The sequence below is a fragment of the Lentzea sp. HUAS TT2 genome, assembly GCF_051853195.1.
Classification (GTDB): Bacteria; Actinomycetota; Actinomycetes; order Mycobacteriales; family Pseudonocardiaceae; genus Lentzea.
Genome location: NZ_CP196667.1, coordinates 9,179,595 through 9,195,458, shown reverse-complemented (window position 1 = coordinate 9,195,458; position 15,864 = coordinate 9,179,595). Strand labels below are relative to the sequence as shown.

Sequence of the window (15,864 nt, the reverse complement as noted above, 5' to 3'; positions counted from 1 at the left end):
GAAACTTGCGCGTTGTGCAAGATTTTTAACGGGCCTTTAGACCGCGAACACCTGCGCGTCGTCCGCGAACGCCTTGAACTCCAGCGCGTTGCCCGCGGGGTCCAGCAAAAACATCGTCCACTGCTCGCCGGGCTCGCCCTTGAACCGCACGTACGGCTCGATGACGAACTTCGTGCCGGCGTCGGCGAGCTTCCCGGCGAGCTTCTGGAACTCGTCGACGGTCAGGACCAGGCCGAAGTGGGGCACCGGCACGTCGTGGCCGTCGACGGGGTTGCTGACGCGCTCGGTCCGCGGCGCGAGGTGGGTGACGAACTGGTGGCCGTGCAGGTTCCAGTCGACCCAGGTGTCGGAGCTGCGGCCCTGTTCGAGGCCGAGGACCTCGCCGTAGAAGCGGCGGGCGGCGGCCAGGTCGTCGACCGGCATGGCGAGGTGGAAGCGGGGTACGTTAGGCATGTCCGGATGTTAACATTCTGACAAGATGTCTTCTTGTTAACATTGCTCACATGACAGTGGGTCCGGCGCGCCGGCGAGGTCTGGGCAGCGAGGTCGCGGACATGATCCGCGAGGCCATCTTCGACGGCGGCTATCCGCCCGGCAGCGCCCTGCGCGAGGTGGAGCTGTCCGAGGCGCTGCAGGTGAGCCGCGGCCCGGTCCGCGACGCGCTGCGCCTCCTGGAACGCGAGGGCCTGGTGCGCGCCGAGTGGCACCGGGGCACGACGGTGGCCGAGCTGTCGCTGCAGGACGTGGCCGAGCTGGACAGCCTGCGCGGCGCCCTGGAGGTGCTGGCCGTCCAGCGCGTGGTGGCCAGGGGCGCGTCGCTGGAGGAGATCTCCGCGGCGGCGCTGGAGATGGAGCGCGCCGCGACCCCGCACGAGATGGTGCGGTGCGACATCGCGTTCCACGACGCCGTGTACGCCGCCGCCGGCCACTCGCGGCTGACCCAGGCCTGGGAGGCGATCCGGTCGCAGGTGCACCTGTTCCTGATCACGCGGGTGCGGCTGAGCACCGACGGGTACCTGGAGCAGATCCGGGAGGAGCACCGGGACCTGGTGGCGGCGTTGCGGCTGGGGAACGTCGAGGGGGCGCTGAAGCTGTTCGCGGAGCATCGCCGGCACGCGTTCGACGTGCTCACCTCGGGCTCCTGATCGACGCACGAACGCGTGGATTCACTGGGCCGAAGCGGTGAACGGAACGATCAATGGCCCGAACGGGCCCATACGCTCGCCCACGTGGACCTGTACGCGCTGAAGTACGAGGGCGACCCGCTCGCCGACGCCGTGATCGCGCACCTGATCGAGAGCGGCAGCCTGAACGAGGTCAACCAGGTGCTCGCGGAGTTCCGCGGCAACGACGAGCCCGTCCCCGAGCACCTGCCGCCCGTGGTCCGCGACTACCTCGTCGCCACCGACACCCCGCCGGAGTGGATGGACGAGGAGCGCGTCGCCCGTGCGCACGACTTCTTCATCGACGACGGCGTGCACGTGGCGTCGGTGCTGTCGTTCGGCGCGATGGTCAACTGCTACGCGCAACCCAGACCCTCCAAGGTCCTCACGCTCACGCACCGCCTCAACCAGCCGCACCGCAGGCTGTCGGAGACGTCGCAGTTCGTGCTGAACATGATGGAGCCCAACGCTTTCGGCACGGGCGGCTTGTTCGTGCCGACGGTCCAGAAGACCCGGCTCATCCACGCGGCCGTCCGCTACTTCGTCGGCCGCTCACCGGAATGGGACCACGAGGCGGACGGTGTTCCGGTGTGCCAGCAGGACCTGCTGGGCGCGTTGCTGATCTTCTCGGTGCAGGTGGTCGACGGCATGCGCCGCATCGGCGTCTCGGTCACCGCCACGGAGGCTGAGGACTACTACCACGTATGGCGCGTCGCGGGTGCGGTGCTCGGCATTCGTCCCGACGTGATGCCGGAGACCTTCGAGGAGGCCGAAGAACTGAGCAACACCATGGTCCGGGCGTCCTACGCGCCGTCGGCGGAAGGCGTCGAACTGACCAGGAACCTCGTCGAGCTGTACGAGAAGTTCGTGCCGGGCAAGGCTTTCGACGGGGTGGTCGCCGCGATGGTGCGTCAGGTCGTCGACGCCGAGGTCGCGGACTGGCTGGGGGTGCCGCACTCGAAGGGCTGGACGCGGGCGGTCGGCGCGGGGGCGCGGGTCATGCGCGTGTTCGAACGGGGCGAGGACCGCAGCCGGGTCGCCCGCGCTGTGCTGGACAAGGCTGGTGACCTGCTGCTCGGCGCGAGCGTCCGCACCCTCACCGACGGTCAGCCGACCACCCTCACCGTGCCCGCCTGCCTCCGCAACTAGAACCACCCGTGCTCGTGCGCCACGGAGAACGCCTCGGCCCGCCCGGCCACCCCGAGCTTCGCCACCGCCGCCGACAGGTGGTTCCGGACCGTTCCCGCGGACAACGACGTGCGCGCGGCGATCTCGGCCACCGGCGTGCCGAACTCGCTGAGCCGCAACACCTCCAGCTCGCGCTGCGTCAGCGGGCACGGGGGAGCGGCCAGCGCGTCGGCGGCCAGGGCCGGGTCGACCCAGCGCGAACCGGAGTGCACGCGGCGGATCACGTCGGCCAGCGTACCGCCCGGCGATCCCTTGGGCAGGAAGCCCTTCGCGCCCGCGTGCAGTGCCTGCTGCAGGTGCGGCGGACGGCCACGGCCGGTCAGGATCACCACCGCGCACGACGGCAGCACGCGCGCCAGCTCCTCGGTGACCTCCAGTCCGTCCAGTTCGGGCATCTGCAGGTCCACCACGGCGACGTCCGGGCGGTGTGCCCGCGCGGCCTCGACGGCGGCCCTGCCGTCCCCGGCGCGGGCCACCACCTCCAGGTCCGGCTCCAGGTCGAGCAGCGCCGCGAGGGCGTCGCGGATCAGCTCCTCGTCGTCGGCCAGCAGCACCCTGATCACGCGGGCACCACGACCTGCAGCGTGAACACGTCGCCGGACTTCTCCACGGACACCTGACCGCCCACGGCCGCGAGCCGCTCCCGCAGGCCGCGCAGTCCGTTGCCCTCGCTGGAAGGCTTCTCGGCGCCGTCGTTCGTGACGGTCATCCGCACCTCCTCCCCAGCGGCAGCGACGTCGATCATGCACCACGTCGCGTGGCTGTGCCGCAGCACGTTGGTGCACGCCTCGCGCAACGCCAGTGCGAGCTGCGTCGCGCGTTCGCCCTCCACCGGGGCATCCGAGACGGTGCACCGGATTCCGGCTTCCTGCAAGACGTTCCGCACGGCTTCGAGCTGTTCGGGCAGGTGCACCGCGCGATAACCGTGCACGGCGTCACGCACTTCTTCCAACGCCGAGGACGCCAGCCGTTGCGCCTCGAACGCCTCCGCGGCGGAGCGTTCTGGATCGGTGGCGGCGAGCCGTCCGGCCAGCTCGGACTTCAGCGCGATCACGGTCAGCCGGTGCCCCAGCAGGTCGTGGACGTCCCGGGCGAACCGCAGCCGTTCCTCGCTCACCGCGAGCTCCGCCTGGGCTTCCCGCCCGGCCCGCGCCTGCCCGAGCAGCCCGGCGAACCACATCGGCAGCCCGGCCATCGCGATGATCGTCACCCCGACCGAGGCCGCGATCATCTGGTACGTCGTCTGGTCGCGGGTGACGAAGAACCCGACCAGGCCCGCCGCCACCACCGCGCAGATCGCCGCGAGCCACCGCCACGGACCGGTCAGCAGCAACGGCGCGAACCCGGCCGCCGCGCCACCGATCCACGCCCACGTCGACAGCTCGTCCGGACCGACCGGCGCCACCAGGGGAATCGTCACCAGGGTCGCGACCACGAGCACCCACAGCGGCCCGCCGCGCAACGTCACCGCGTAGGACACGGCCAGCACCAGCAGCCCCAGCACCCCGAGCCAGCGCATCGCGGACGGCTCGCGCAGCACCGAGATCAGCGGCACCACGAGCGACCCCATCCACAGCAGGTGGAGGGTGCCGCGCAGCGCGGTGTGCGGAAGGTCGTTCATCGCCATCAGCCTAGAACCACGCGATCAGGATCGTGACGGCGATGACCAGGTCGAACACACCGCAGAACTCGGACCACCAGCGCGGCACGACGGCGTTGCGCACGTGGTGCACGAGGTCCCAGACGGCGTGCGCGCCCCAGCCGAGCGCGATCAGCAGCACGCCCGCCGAGGGCGACACCAGGATCACGGCGACGGCCAGCACCGCGTACAGGCTGAACACCGCGAGCTGCACCCGCGGCGCGTGCCGTCCCCAGAGGAGGTAGGCCGCCTGGCACAGCAGCAGGGTCCACACGGGAGGCACTACGTGCGCCTGCCAGACGTCGAACGTGACCGCCAGCGCGACCACCGCCGGCCAGCGGTCACCCAGCGCCCGGACCACCGGGTTCGTGCTGGGTGACCCGTGCTCGTGCCGCCCGCGGACCAGCACGAAGGCCATCGCGGGCAACATCAGCAGGTGCCCGCCCATCTCGACGGCGTCCCCGTCGAGCAGCCCGGCCCAGTACGGCACCAGCAGCACCAGGTACGGCAGGAACATCGCCGCGCACATCTCGACGATCCGGCTGTGGCCGCGATAGCGCATCCACAGCACCATCGGCACGGACATCGACGCCGCCATCCACAGGGCGGCCACCTCGACCTGTTCCGGCGTCCACAGAGGCGCCAGCAGGGCCATCCCGATCAGCATCGCCGCGAGCATCTCTGCCCCGTGGCGGACCAGCGGCCGAACCGCCGGTGAAACCCCAGTTGTCATGCATCGAGAATCGAAGAGCCCGGCCGCGAAACCCATCCATGCGGTGTCATGTCTTGTCTGTGCGAAACGCACACACGGGCTATGCGTCGATCTCGGCCCAGATCGTCTTTCCGCCGGTGAACTCGCGTGTGCCCCAGCACCGGGAGAGCTGGGCGATCAACACCAGCCCACGTCCTCGCGAGTCGCCCAGCCGCGACCGTCCCAGCTGCGGAAGTTCGGCCGGTGTGTGGTCGTCGACCTCCACCCGGACGAAGTCGGTATGTCGTTGTACCCGCACGGCCCTAGGACCCTCTGCGTGCTCATAGGAGTTGCTGGCCAGTTCCGTGCACACGAGCAGAACGTCGAGGACGACGTCCTCCGGCAGATCTCCCAGCAGGGTCCCGACCCACGCGCGCATCGCGGACAGGTCGGGCTCGTCCTCCGGCAGGGTGTGCAAGGTCCTCGCGGAGGTGCTCAGCACCTCGGGGGTGTCCATATCCATCCCACCTCAGTTCGGCTGAGGCCCTCCTGACTGCTCAAGACGGCCGTCAGGGTGCGAAATACCACCGTGCGTGCTAACCCAAACGCGTGGACGGTTATGGCTTCAACCTCGCCCTGGTCGCGGTACTGGTGTTGCTCAACGCGGCGTTCGCGGGCAGCGAAATGGCGTTCGTGTCGTTGCGGGAAGGTCAGCTGCGCTCGCTGGAACGGGAGGGGCACCACCGGCTGGTGCGGCTCGCACGCGATCCGAACAGGTATTTCGCGACGATCCAGATCGGCATCACGCTGTCGGGGTTCCTGGCGTCGGCTACCGCCGCGGTCTCACTCGCGGCACCGATCGTGCCGCTGCTGAGCTTCTTGGGCGCAGCCGCGAACGGCGTCGCGATCGCGCTCGTGACCGTGGTGCTGACGTTCGTCACACTGGTCTTCGGGGAACTGGCGCCCAAGCGCCTCGCGATGCAGTACGCGGTCCGCTGGGCGAAGATCGTCGCCCCCACGCTCGATCTCCTCTCGACCATCTCCCGGCCCGCCGTGTGGCTGCTCAGCAAGTCGACCGACCTCGTGGTGCGGGTCTTCGGCGGCGACCCGGACGCCGAGGAGGAGCAGATGTCGGCGGAGGAACTGCGCGATCTGGTCGAGGTGCAGCAGCACCTGAACCAGGAACAACGCACGATCATGACCGGCGCGCTGGAGATCCACGAACGGCGGCTGCGCGAGGTGCTGGTGCCGCGGCGGCAGGTGACGATCGTCGAATCAGGTTTGAGCACGGCCGCCGCGAGGGAAGTCCTCGCTCAGTCCGGACATTCACGGGCGCCGGTGACCAAGGACGGACACCTGGACGACGTGGTCGGCGTGGTGCACCTGCGCGACCTGCTTGACGACAACGTGTCCATCGCGGACGTGGCACGCGCGCCGATGGTGCTGCCGGACTCGGTGCGCGTCACGGACGCGTTGCGGCGGATGAAGGCCGAGCACGAACAGATCGCGCTCGTGGTGGACGAGCACGGCGCGGTGGACGGCATCGTGACGCTGGAGGACCTCCTCGAGGAGATCGTCGGCGAGATCTACGACGAGACCGACTCGGACGTGGTCGCGGTGCGCACCGAGGCGGACGGCTCGATCGAGCTGCCCGGCACGTTCCCGGTGCACGACCTGCCGGACATCGGCGTCGAGCTGCGCGACCCGCCTCCGGGGCAGTACGCGACGGTCGCCGGGCTGGTGCTGCAGATCCTCGGTCGCATCCCGGAGGAGCCGGGTGACGTGGTGGAGGTCTCCGGCTGGAAGATCGAGGTCCTGGCCGTGGAACACCACGCGATCACGCGGGTGAGGCTGAGGTCACAGGCGAAACCGCGGAATGAAGTGGACCTCTGAACCGTTACACACCAGTGCAGCCACTCCGGCTGTCACTCCTGCCAACGGATACGGGGGATTTGGCATGCCCGCAGATCTGAAGAACCGCGCGTCCGGGCAGCAGGACGCGGACCTGATCGGCCAGTACCTGCGCGAGGTCGGGCGCACGCCGCTGCTCACCGCGTCCGAGGAGGTCGACCTGTCCCGGCGCATCGAGGCCGGTGTCTACGCCGCTCACCTGCTCCAGAACGGCGACACGACGCGCGAGCCGCGGCTGCTGCGCCGGATCGTCGCCGAGGGTGAGCGCGCCAAGGACCACATGATCCGCGCGAACCTGCGTCTGGTCGTGTCGGTCGCGAAGAAGCACTCGTTCCGCGGACTGCCGTTCGGGGACGTGATCCAGGAGGGCAACCTCGGCCTGATCCGCGCCGTCGAGAAGTTCGACTACGCCAAGGGCTACAAGTTCTCCACCTACGCCATGTGGTGGATCCGTCAGGCGATCGAACGCGGCCTGGCCGAACAGACCCGCACGGTCCGCCTGCCGGTGCACGTGGTCGAAGAGGTCAACAAGCTCAAGAAGATCGGGCAGAAGCTGTCCACGGCGCTCGGCCGCGAGGCGACGATCGAGGAGATCGCCGCCGAGGCCAAGTGCTCGCCGACGCGCGTGCAGGACCTGCGCGACGCGGCCCGCACCTGCGTGTCGCTGGAGACGCCGGTCGGCGACGAGGGCGACTCGGTGCTGGGCGACCTGATCCAGGACACCGACGGCGTGTCCGCGCCGGATCTGCTGGAGCAGCAGGAGTTCACCGACGGGGTCCGCTCCCTGCTGGACGTCCTGCCCGAACGGCAGGGCCGGATCATGCGCCTGCGCTACGGCCTGGAGGACGGGCGTGCCCGCACCCTGCAGGAGGTCGCGGAGGAGCTCGGCCTGACCCGTGAGCGGATCCGCCAGCTCGAGAAGCAGTCGCTCGCCCAGCTCAAGCAGTCGGGCGACCGGGACGATCTTTTCGCGCTCGCCGGCTGACCTGGTCGCGCCGACGCCGGCACGATCGATACGTGGAGCCTGACGCTCTAGAGGTTCCTGAGCGTTTCGGTGAAGTAGTGCAACGTGAGCTCCGCGTCCCGTGACTTCTCGTGCGGGGCGCGGAGCTTTTCGGTGAACTGCGCTATGTCGTCGACGGCCCAGCGCAGCGAGTAGAACGCGCTGTACCCGCCGACGAGCCAGTGGTCGCGTTCCGGCGGGGCCAGTCCGACCGTGTCCCAGTCGACCAGGCACAGGCCGTGCGGACTGAGGATCACGTTGCCCGCGTGGGGTTCCCCGTGGGTGACCACGCGTTCGGCCGGGAGCTGCCCGGCGAGATGGTCCAGTTCGGTCAGTGCGGCGTGGACGATGTCGGTGTGGGCCACGAAGACTTCGCGTGCCTCGGCCGAGAACCAGTCACCCGGCTCGTCGAGCAACGCCGTCAGGGCGGCCCTGCCCGGAACGTCGATCGGTGCGATCGGGGTGTTCTCGGGTGGCTCGCAGCGGTGCAGCGCGGTCAGCAGCTCGGTCACGCCGGGGTGGACCGGATCGTCGAAGGACCCGGATTTCCCCGTGATGTAAGGGAAGACGCTCAGTGCGTAGCGGTCGTTGAGCAGGACCACGGTCTCGCCGTCGTCGGATCGGACCGGGGCGATGACGAACGGCAGTTGCTCGGCCAGGCTCGCGGCGGTCTCCATCGCCTGCCGCAGACCGGCCAGTGGTTTGACGCTCAGGTCGGACACCGAGGTGAACCACCGGTCGTAGACGGTCCAGTGGTAGTCGCCGAAGCCGACGGGGGCGTAGACCACCGGCCCGGTGATGCCGAACTGAGCGAGCCCGGCCACGAGGTCCCCAGGGGGCAGAGCAGGGGGCAGATCCTTCACGGCGACCGACGCTACCCAGTTCTGGCGCCCCGGCGCATTTCACGGATCACCCTTCATGTACTGGTTACTCGTGTCAAACACCGCTGTGTTGCGCACCCTCGCTCGTTTGAGTGCTGCTGAACAGCCGCAGAAGCTCCAGCTCGACCTCACCAAGGCGGCCGGTCTGCTGTGGCTGGGCGACCACGAGCCGTCCTGGCGGGCGATCACGCTCCTGCAGGAGGGGCCGCACTGGACGCCGGTGTCGTGGACCGCGCCGAAGCAGGCCCGCGCCGAGGTGACGCACCTGGCCGCGTACGACGCGTTGCACCAGGAGGACCGGCTGCTGCGGCTGGGCTGGGCGTTCCTCGCCGGGCCCGCGCAGATCGGTGGGCAACGGCGCCGCGTGTGCCTGCCCCTGGTGTCGCGGCCCGTGCGGCTGCACCACGGGATCGGCCTCGGCTACGCCTATCACGTCGCCGGTGACGCCGGGGTGTTCCCGCTGATCGACGACTGGGCGAAGACCGCCGAACGGGAGGCCGCGCTCGCGCCCACCGAGGAGTGGATCACCGAGACGCTGCGGCTGGCCGGGTTCGAGAACGTGCCGATCGTGCGCGACGATCCCAAGAGCCTGATCTCCGGCAGTGAGCTCGTCGTCGCGATGGGCGCCGGGCTGCACGCGGGCGAACCCGTCGTGAGCACCGAGCACGGCACGGCGCTGTTCGACTGGTCGACCAAGAAGGGCATCGACGGCACGGCGTTCGCGGCGCTGTACGGGGCCGCCACCGAGCCGGACCAGCGCGACGAACCGGTCAGTTCGGCGTTGCCGTTGAGCCACAGCCAGATGCGCGCGGTCGAGCACGCCCGCCGGGCACGGATCACCGTCGTGGGCGGGCCTCCTGGCGCGGGCAAGACGCACACGCTCGCGGCATTGGCGCTCGATGCCGTGGCAGCGGGGAAGTCCGTGCTGCTCGCGAGCCGCACCCGCAACGCCGCCGACGTGCTCGGTGCCGCACTGCGCAAGGCGGGCGGGCCGGTGCCGGTGCTGTTCGGCGACTCCGAGCTGCGACAGGAGATGGCGCGCGAACTGAGCGACGGGCTGTCCGCGACGAGCAGTCCCGATCGGCTGACCGAGCTCGACCGGGTCCGGCGCGCGGCCGCCGCGGCTGTGCAGCGAGTCGAACGCACGGCCGGTGGCTCGCTGTCCGACGAACAGCTGGCCGCCGAGGGCAGGAAGCACCAGGCGTTGATGCCGGCGCATCGAACCGTGGCACCGAAGGCGTTCGAGGCGGGCGTGGATTTCGCCGTACTGCACGGACTTCTCCAGCCGCGGACCGGTTTCCTCAGTGGACTGCGCACCGGGTGGGCGCTGCGGAAGGCACGCGGCCTGGCCGGGGCGGACGACGCCTCGGTCGAGGACCTCACCGCGGCGATCGAGGCGGCCGAGCAGACCGCGGCCTCGGTCCGGATCGGGACGAGCGGCGGCACGACGTTCGGTGAGCTGCGGCCGTTGCTGGCCGAGCAGGACGTCGCGAGCCGCACCGCCACGGCCGCGTGGCTCAAGGAGTACTCGGTCAGCCGCCGGGGTGCGGGTGCACGCCGTGCGGTGGCCGCGCTGGCGAAGGCGTTGCGGTCCGGCAGGGCGGCACGCAGGCGCGGGCTGGCGGAGATCGACAGCGCGGACCTGGTGGCGGCACTGCCGTTGTGGGTCGGCACGCTGTCCGATGTGGAGGACATCCTCCCGCCGGTGCCCGGCATGTTCGACCTGGTGATCATCGACGAGGCCAGCCACGTCGACCAGCCGCTGGCCGCGCCCGCGTTGCTGCGCGGGCGGACCGCGGTGATCGGCGGCGATCCACGGCAGCTGCGGCACGTGTCGTTCGTCAGCGACGAGGCGGTGCGGGCGGCGGTCGAGGCGGAGGGCACGCAGGACCTGCGTGACCGGCTGGACGTGCCGAAGGTGAGCCTGTTCGACGCGGGTGCGGCGACGGCGGGTGTGCACTGGCTCGACGAGCACCACCGCTGCGCGCCGCACCTGATCGGGTTCGCGGCGGCCAAGTTCTACGACGGCAAGATCGCGTTGCTGACCACGCACCCGTCGATCGCCGACGTCGACTGCATCGACACCGAACGCGTCGAGGGCGGTCGCACCTCCAAGGGCGTCAACCGGGTCGAGGTCGACGCTGTGCTCGCCCACGTGCGCAAACGGGTCGCCGCGGGTGTGCGGTCGATCGGCGTGGTGACGCCGTTCCGGGCGCAGGCCGATGCGCTGGAGGAGGCGCTGCTCAGCGAGCTGACGCTGGACGAGATCACCACCGGTGGCGTGCGCGTCGGCACGGTGCACGGCGTGCAGGGCAGCGAGTTCGACGAGGTCGTGATCAGCCTCGCCGCGGACGCCAAGCCGGGCGCGTGGCGGTTCGTGAACGACCGCAACCTGCTGGCGGTGCTGACCACGCGAGCGCGCAGGCAGGTGCACGTGATCACGTCGGCGCCCGAACCGCCCGGCCTGATCGGCGAGTACCTGCGGCACGCCGACGTCGCGCCGACCGAGACCGCCGGTACCGAGCCCGAGGACGACTGGACCGCGAGCCTCGCGGCCGAGCTGCGGAGGGCCGGGCTGACCGTGCGCACCGGCTATCCGGTGGGGCAGTGGCGGGTGGATCTCGTGGTGGGGGAGAAGGAGGACGCCGTCGCGGTCGAGACGCGCCCGCACCCTTCGGGCGTGGAGGCCCACCTGGCCAGGTGGCGTGCGCTCTCGCACGCGGGCTGGCGGGTGCACGACGCGTTCGGCAGCCGGTTCGGTGATGACCCGGCGCGGGCGGCCGTGGAACTGGCGCAGGAGTTGGCGCCGGGCGGGGCGTGACACCCCGCCCGGCGCGTCCGTCTACCTCCGTGCCGGTTTGAACAGCGGCTCGGCCGAGGCGACCGACGGCAGGAACGGGTTCGGGTTCGCCGGGCACACGGTGCCGACCGGCGGCAACGTCCCGGCGAGCAGGTACGCGTTCGTGTGGTCGGTCGCGCACTGGCTCACGCCGTACGCCGTGTGTCCCCAGCCCGCGTACGCCAGCAACCGGCTGCCGCCGATCAGGCGGTTCGCGGCCTGCGCGCCCCGGAAGTCCGTGACACCGTCGAAGTAGTTGCCCACCACCAGGACCGGCGCGTTGGTGCGGGTGCGCCACGGCCCGGCGAAGCGGTCCGGGTTGGTCGGCCAGTTCGCGCACGCCGCGTTGCCCCACCACCAGGCAGGGCCGAACTCCGAGCCCGCCTCGGCGTAGCGGGCGGTCGCCCGGTACGAGTGGAAGTCGCGCGGGAACTCGATGTCCGCGCACACGTTGCCGTTGTACGCGTCGAACCCGTTGTCGTAGTCCGGTTCCGCGGTGACGGTCGCGACGGAGAGACCGGCGGCGGCGTCGGACAGCTGGTCGAACAGCGCGGCGGCGTCCGGCCAGTCGTTCGGCGAGTACATCGCGCCGATCGCCGCGTTGATCACGGCGTCGTAGGTGAAGACCTCACCGCCGAGCTCGATCGGCTTGGCGCGCACCGACTTGAGCAACGCGTCCCAGCGCTTCTCCGACTGCGGCCCGAAGACGCACCGGGCCTCGTCGCAGGTGCGCAGGAGCTCGCGGAACTCCTCCTTGGTCGCGATCCGGTCCGAGTCGATCTGCCGGCCGCTGGACCACAGCTGCGGGTCCAGCACGCCGTCGATGACGAGCGCGCGGATGTTGTTCGGGAAGAGGTTCGCGTACGTGGCGCCGAGGAACGAGCCGTACGAGAAGCCCAGGTAGCTGAGCTTGCGGTCACCGACGGCGCGGCGCAGCAGGTCCATGTCCCGTGCGACGTCGGCGGTGCTCATGTGCTGCGCGATCTTCTGGTCGTCGCGGCACTCCGGGCCGAGCGAGCGGTAGCGGTCGAAGTACGGCCGCTCCTGTGCCGCCTGGTACGGGAAGCCGGGGACGCCCTCGAAGAACTTGCCGAGGTCCTCTTCACTGGCGAAGCAGTGCAACGGATCGGACTTGCCGATTCCGCGCGGGTCGAACCCGACGATGTCGAACCGGCCCTGCAGGTTCGCCGAGAGCCGGTTCCCGGCGCCGAGCGCGAAGTCCACACCGGACCCGCCCGGCCCGCCGGGGTTGAGGAACAGCGAACCGATCCGGCGCGCCTTGTCCGTCGCGGGCTTGCGCGCCAGTGCCACCGACGTGGTGGCGCCGCGCGGGTTGTCGTAGTCGAGCGGCACCTTCACGGAGGCGCACTCGAAACCGGGATGCTCGGGTCCGCAGGTGGCCCAGTCGATCTTCGGGACCTGCGGGCCACCTCCCGAGGCCTGTACGGCGGGTGTGCCGGTGATCATGAGCGCGGCCGCGGCGGCCAGCACGGTGAATCGCATCGACAAGCTCCCCTCCTGTCAGCAGAAGCGCTCTTCCTACCGGCTCGCCACGGGCCCCGTCGACCGCCGAAAGTCGTGACCGGCCAGTTGGGACGCGTCGTCGAGGAACGGGTTCGGGTTCGCCGGGCACACCGTCCCCACTGCAGGCAGCGACCCGTTGAGCAGGTAGGAGTGGATGTGGTCGATGGCGCACTGACTGCGCCGATACGCGATGTGCCCCCAGCCCGCGTACTCCAGCAGCCGGCTGTTCGGCAGCTGCTTCGCGACGGCCTGCGCGCCGCGGAAGTCCGTGGAGCCGTCGAACCGGTTGCCCACCACCAGAACCGGCGCGGACGTGCGGGCCCGCCACGGTCCGGTGTAGCGGTCGGGGTTCGCCGGCCAGTCCGCGCACGCGCTGGTGCTCCACCACCAGTAGGGGCCGAACTCGGACCCGGCCTCGGCGTAGCGCGCGACCGACCGGTACGCGCCGAACGTGCGCGGGAACTCGGTGTCCGCGCACAGGGTGCCCAGGTTGGCGTCGAAGAAGTTGTCGTAGGCCGGAGCAGCCGTCGCCGCCGGACCTGCGGAAGCGTCGGAGAGCTGGTCGAGCACCGCGGCGACGTCCGTCCAGCCCTCCGAGGCGAACCCGGCGAACAGCGCCCACTGGATCACCTCGTCGTAGGTCCACACCTCGGTCCCGAGCGTGATCGGCTTGGCGCGCACCGACTTCAGCAGCTCCTGCCACCGCTGCTCCGAGTGCGGTCCGAAAGCGCAGTGGGCCTCGTCGCAGAGCCGGAAGAACTCGTCGAGCACCTCCGCGGTGGCGATCCGGTCGGATTCGATCTGCCGTCCGCTCGACCAGAGCTCGGGGTTCAGCACGCCGTCGATCGCGAGGGCGCGGACGTTGCCGGGGAACATGTTCGCGTAGGTCGTGCCGATGTACGAGCCGTACGAGGTGCCGAAGTAGGTGAGCTTGCGGTCGCCCAGCGCACGCCGCAGCAGGTCGAGGTCGCGCACGACGTCGGCGGTGCTCATGTGCCGTGCGATCGGCTGGTCGCATCGGGCCGCCAGCGAGCGGTAGCGGTCGAAGAACGGCCGTTCCTGGGCCCGTTCGTAGGGGAAGACCGGCCCCGCGGCCAGGAACTCCGCCCGCTCCTGCTCGGAGGAGAAGCAGCGCAGCGGGTTCGACCGGCCGATGCCCCGCGGGTCGAAGCCCACGACGTCGAACCGCCCCCGCACCCCGGCCGACATCTTCTCGCCCCACGCGTGCACGTAGTCGATCCCCGACGCGCCGGGTCCGCCGGGGTTGAAGAGCAACGAGCCGATGCGTCGTGCCTGGTCGGTGGCGGGTTTGCGGGTCAGCGCCACCGTCGTGGTCGCGCCGCGCGGCTCGTCGTGGTCGAGCGGCACGATGAGGGTGCCGCACTCGAAACCAGGGCGTGCCGACTCGCACGCAGCCCAGGCGATCGGCGGCGTGGCGGCGGCCTGAGCGGCCGGCGTGAGGGCCACGACGAGCGCCACCACGGCGCCGAGCACGGTAAGACGCATGGAGCGTTCATAACCGTGCTCAGTCAGGGCGTCGATGCTTTTGGCGAACTCCGAGGTGGTCGGCGATCTGGTCGTGAATGGGCGTGCTCATCACGATCGGGCCCGTCGGGGGAGCTTGCACTGTTGTGCCAGGTGTGTCCTGGTTCTCCGGCATGGAGTGGAGCGTAGGCAAGGTCATTGAGGCCTCAAGGACGCTGATCAAGAAATCACCAGGGTCATACCCCAAGAGGTGAATCCGGTTCCCCCGATCTATACCCAGCGTGCGATGAGGCACCTGGTACCGGACCCCCTGTGGGTGTCCTCGAACGGGTTAACTCGAATTGCTCAGCAACGTGGAATCTCATCGGCCGGACAGGGTGTTTGCGTGATCTCGCGACGATGCTGAACGATCGGGTCCGGGGTCCGACGAGCGTGGAGCGTGACGATGGTCAGCGGCAAGACGGGCGTCGCCAAGCGGCAGCTCATCCTGCTCACGGGCAGGGCGCACCCGGAGTTGGCGGAGGCCGTGGCCGAGCACCTCGGTGTCGCCATCACCCCGCAGGCCGCCTACGACTTCGCGAACGGCGAGATCTTCGTGCGCTTCGAGGAGTCGGTGCGCGGCGCGGACGCGTTCGTCATGCAGAGCCACAGCGCGCCGGTCAACGACTCGCTGATGGAGCAGCTGCTGATGGTGGACGCGCTGAAACGGGCCTCGGCCAAGCGCATCACCGCAGTCGTGCCGTCGTACCCGTACGCGCGCCAGGACCGCAAGTACGCCGGGCGCGAACCGGTGTCGGCCCGCCTGGTCGCGGACATGTTCAAGACCGCGGGCGCCGACCGGATCGTGACGGTCGACCTGCACACCGCGCAGGCCCAGGGCTTCTTCTACGGCCCCGTCGACCACCTGCACGCGATGTGGCTGCTCTGCGAGCACGTCCGCGGCCGCTACCAGGGCGAGGACCTCACGATCGTCTCGCCGGACGCAGGCCGCACCAGGCTCGCCGAGAAGTGGGCTGACCTGCTCGGCGGCTGCCCGATCGCGTTCATCCACAAGACCCGCGACCCGTTGCGCCCCAACGAGGTCATGAGCAACCGCGTCGTCGGCGACGTCGAGGGCCGCACCTGCGTGGTGGTCGACGACATGATCGACACGGCGATGACGAGCACGACGGCGGCCGCGCAGCTGCTGGAGCAGGGCGCGAAGGACGTCGTCCTGGTGGCGACGCACGGCGTGCTGTCCGGCGACGCGGGCGACCGGCTGATCGCGAGCAAGGCGCGCGAGGTGATCCTCACCGACACCCTGCCGATCCCGCCCGCGAAGCGGTTCCCGGGGCTGACCGTGCTGAGCATCGCGCCGTTGCTGGCGCGGGCGATCGGGGAGGTCTTCGAGGACGGCTCCGTGACCAGCCTGTTCGACGGCAACGCCTAGTGGCGCGGCCCGATGCGTTGGCGGTGAATTCACGCTCAGCAGGGTGCCTCGCGGTGCCGCCCCCACGCCCCCATACGACTCCGGTATGAGGGCGCGGGGGCGACACCGCGA

General features: G+C 70.3%; 14 protein-coding genes. 6 read left to right on the top strand and 8 right to left on the bottom strand.

Annotated features, from left to right (window positions below; all coding sequences use genetic code 11):
* Nucleotides 1-36: 36 nt before the first annotated feature.
* The gene (locus ACSHWB_RS43410) at nt 37-453 is read right to left on the bottom strand and encodes a VOC family protein (protein ID WP_439659161.1); all 417 of its coding nucleotides are present in this window, start codon (nt 451-453) and stop codon (nt 37-39) included.
* Nucleotides 454-503: 50 nt separating this feature from the next.
* Between ACSHWB_RS43410 and ACSHWB_RS43405 the strand changes: the two genes are divergently transcribed.
* Nucleotides 504-1,145, top strand: a complete 642-nt coding sequence (locus ACSHWB_RS43405) for a GntR family transcriptional regulator (protein WP_439659160.1) — start codon at nt 504-506, stop codon at nt 1,143-1,145.
* An 84-nt stretch (nt 1,146-1,229) separates the two neighbouring features.
* Complete coding sequence (locus tag ACSHWB_RS43400) at nt 1,230-2,312, top strand: oxygenase MpaB family protein (protein WP_439659159.1); 1,083 nt, start codon at nt 1,230-1,232, stop codon at nt 2,310-2,312.
* On the opposite strand, the gene ACSHWB_RS43395 is transcribed toward ACSHWB_RS43400, so the two are convergent.
* The 4 genes from ACSHWB_RS43395 to ACSHWB_RS43380 form a co-directional block, all read right to left on the bottom strand.
* A complete protein-coding gene (locus ACSHWB_RS43395) occupies nt 2,309-2,914 on the bottom strand; it encodes a response regulator transcription factor (RefSeq protein ID WP_439659158.1) in 606 nt (201 codons plus the stop codon). The genes ACSHWB_RS43400 and ACSHWB_RS43395 overlap by 4 nt on opposite strands.
* A complete protein-coding gene (locus ACSHWB_RS43390) occupies nt 2,911-3,972 on the bottom strand; it encodes a sensor histidine kinase (protein ID WP_439659157.1) in 1,062 nt (353 codons plus the stop codon). The genes ACSHWB_RS43395 and ACSHWB_RS43390 overlap by 4 nt, the downstream gene beginning before the upstream one ends.
* 10 nt (nt 3,973-3,982) lie before the next feature.
* Nucleotides 3,983-4,723, bottom strand: a complete 741-nt coding sequence (locus ACSHWB_RS43385) for a hypothetical protein (RefSeq protein ID WP_439659156.1) — start codon at nt 4,721-4,723, stop codon at nt 3,983-3,985.
* Between the two features lie 79 nt (nt 4,724-4,802).
* On the bottom strand, nt 4,803-5,198 hold the full coding sequence (locus ACSHWB_RS43380) for an ATP-binding protein (protein ID WP_439659155.1): 396 nt from the start codon (nt 5,196-5,198) through the stop codon (nt 4,803-4,805).
* Between the two features lie 92 nt (nt 5,199-5,290).
* Here ACSHWB_RS43380 and ACSHWB_RS43375 point away from each other — a divergent pair, with 92 nt between their 5' ends.
* Together ACSHWB_RS43375 and ACSHWB_RS43370 are read left to right on the top strand one after the other, a co-directional pair.
* Nucleotides 5,291-6,574, top strand: a complete 1,284-nt coding sequence (locus ACSHWB_RS43375) for a hemolysin family protein (protein ID WP_439659154.1) — start codon at nt 5,291-5,293, stop codon at nt 6,572-6,574.
* Nucleotides 6,575-6,638: 64 nt separating this feature from the next.
* Complete coding sequence (locus ACSHWB_RS43370; protein ID WP_439659153.1) at nt 6,639-7,577, top strand: sigma-70 family RNA polymerase sigma factor; 939 nt, start codon at nt 6,639-6,641, stop codon at nt 7,575-7,577.
* A gap of 47 nt (nt 7,578-7,624) precedes the next feature.
* On the opposite strand, the gene ACSHWB_RS43365 is transcribed toward ACSHWB_RS43370, so the two are convergent.
* Nucleotides 7,625-8,458 carry a phosphotransferase gene (locus ACSHWB_RS43365; RefSeq protein WP_439659152.1) on the bottom strand — a complete coding sequence of 278 codons (834 nt, stop codon included), beginning with the start codon at nt 8,456-8,458 and terminating at the stop codon, nt 7,625-7,627.
* A gap of 106 nt (nt 8,459-8,564) precedes the next feature.
* Between ACSHWB_RS43365 and ACSHWB_RS43360 the strand changes: the two genes are divergently transcribed.
* Nucleotides 8,565-11,297, top strand: a complete 2,733-nt coding sequence (locus tag ACSHWB_RS43360) for an AAA domain-containing protein (protein WP_439659151.1) — start codon at nt 8,565-8,567, stop codon at nt 11,295-11,297.
* Between the two features lie 21 nt (nt 11,298-11,318).
* Here the strand turns inward: ACSHWB_RS43360 and ACSHWB_RS43355 are convergent, their stop codons facing one another.
* Together ACSHWB_RS43355 and ACSHWB_RS43350 are read right to left on the bottom strand one after the other, a co-directional pair.
* Nucleotides 11,319-12,818, bottom strand: a complete 1,500-nt coding sequence (locus ACSHWB_RS43355) for an alpha/beta hydrolase (protein ID WP_439659150.1) — start codon at nt 12,816-12,818, stop codon at nt 11,319-11,321.
* Nucleotides 12,819-12,854: 36 nt separating this feature from the next.
* On the bottom strand, nt 12,855-14,345 hold the full coding sequence (locus tag ACSHWB_RS43350; RefSeq protein WP_439659149.1) for an alpha/beta hydrolase: 1,491 nt from the start codon (nt 14,343-14,345) through the stop codon (nt 12,855-12,857).
* A gap of 424 nt (nt 14,346-14,769) precedes the next feature.
* Between ACSHWB_RS43350 and ACSHWB_RS43345 the strand changes: the two genes are divergently transcribed.
* On the top strand, nt 14,770-15,753 hold the full coding sequence (locus ACSHWB_RS43345; protein WP_439664773.1) for a ribose-phosphate diphosphokinase: 984 nt from the start codon (nt 14,770-14,772) through the stop codon (nt 15,751-15,753).
* Nucleotides 15,754-15,864 lie beyond the last annotated feature (111 nt).

Bases quoted from the DNA above. Each gene is read 5' to 3' on its own strand.
- ACSHWB_RS43350 (WP_439659149.1), bottom strand. From the start codon at position 14,345: ATGCGTCTTACCGTGCTCGGCGCCGTGGTGGCGCTCGTCGTGGCCCTC.
- ACSHWB_RS43385 (WP_439659156.1), bottom strand. From the start codon at position 4,723: ATGACAACTGGGGTTTCACCGGCGGTTCGGCCGCTGGTCCGCCACGGG.
- ACSHWB_RS43405 (WP_439659160.1), top strand. From the start codon at position 504: ATGACAGTGGGTCCGGCGCGCCGGCGAGGTCTGGGCAGCGAGGTCGCG.
- ACSHWB_RS43345 (WP_439664773.1), top strand. From the start codon at position 14,770: ATGGTCAGCGGCAAGACGGGCGTCGCCAAGCGGCAGCTCATCCTGCTC.
- ACSHWB_RS43410 (WP_439659161.1), bottom strand. From the start codon at position 453: ATGCCTAACGTACCCCGCTTCCACCTCGCCATGCCGGTCGACGACCTG.
- ACSHWB_RS43370 (WP_439659153.1), top strand. From the start codon at position 6,639: ATGCCCGCAGATCTGAAGAACCGCGCGTCCGGGCAGCAGGACGCGGAC.
- ACSHWB_RS43390 (WP_439659157.1), bottom strand. From the start codon at position 3,972: ATGAACGACCTTCCGCACACCGCGCTGCGCGGCACCCTCCACCTGCTG.
- ACSHWB_RS43380 (WP_439659155.1), bottom strand. From the start codon at position 5,198: ATGGACACCCCCGAGGTGCTGAGCACCTCCGCGAGGACCTTGCACACC.
- ACSHWB_RS43355 (WP_439659150.1), bottom strand. From the start codon at position 12,818: ATGCGATTCACCGTGCTGGCCGCCGCGGCCGCGCTCATGATCACCGGC.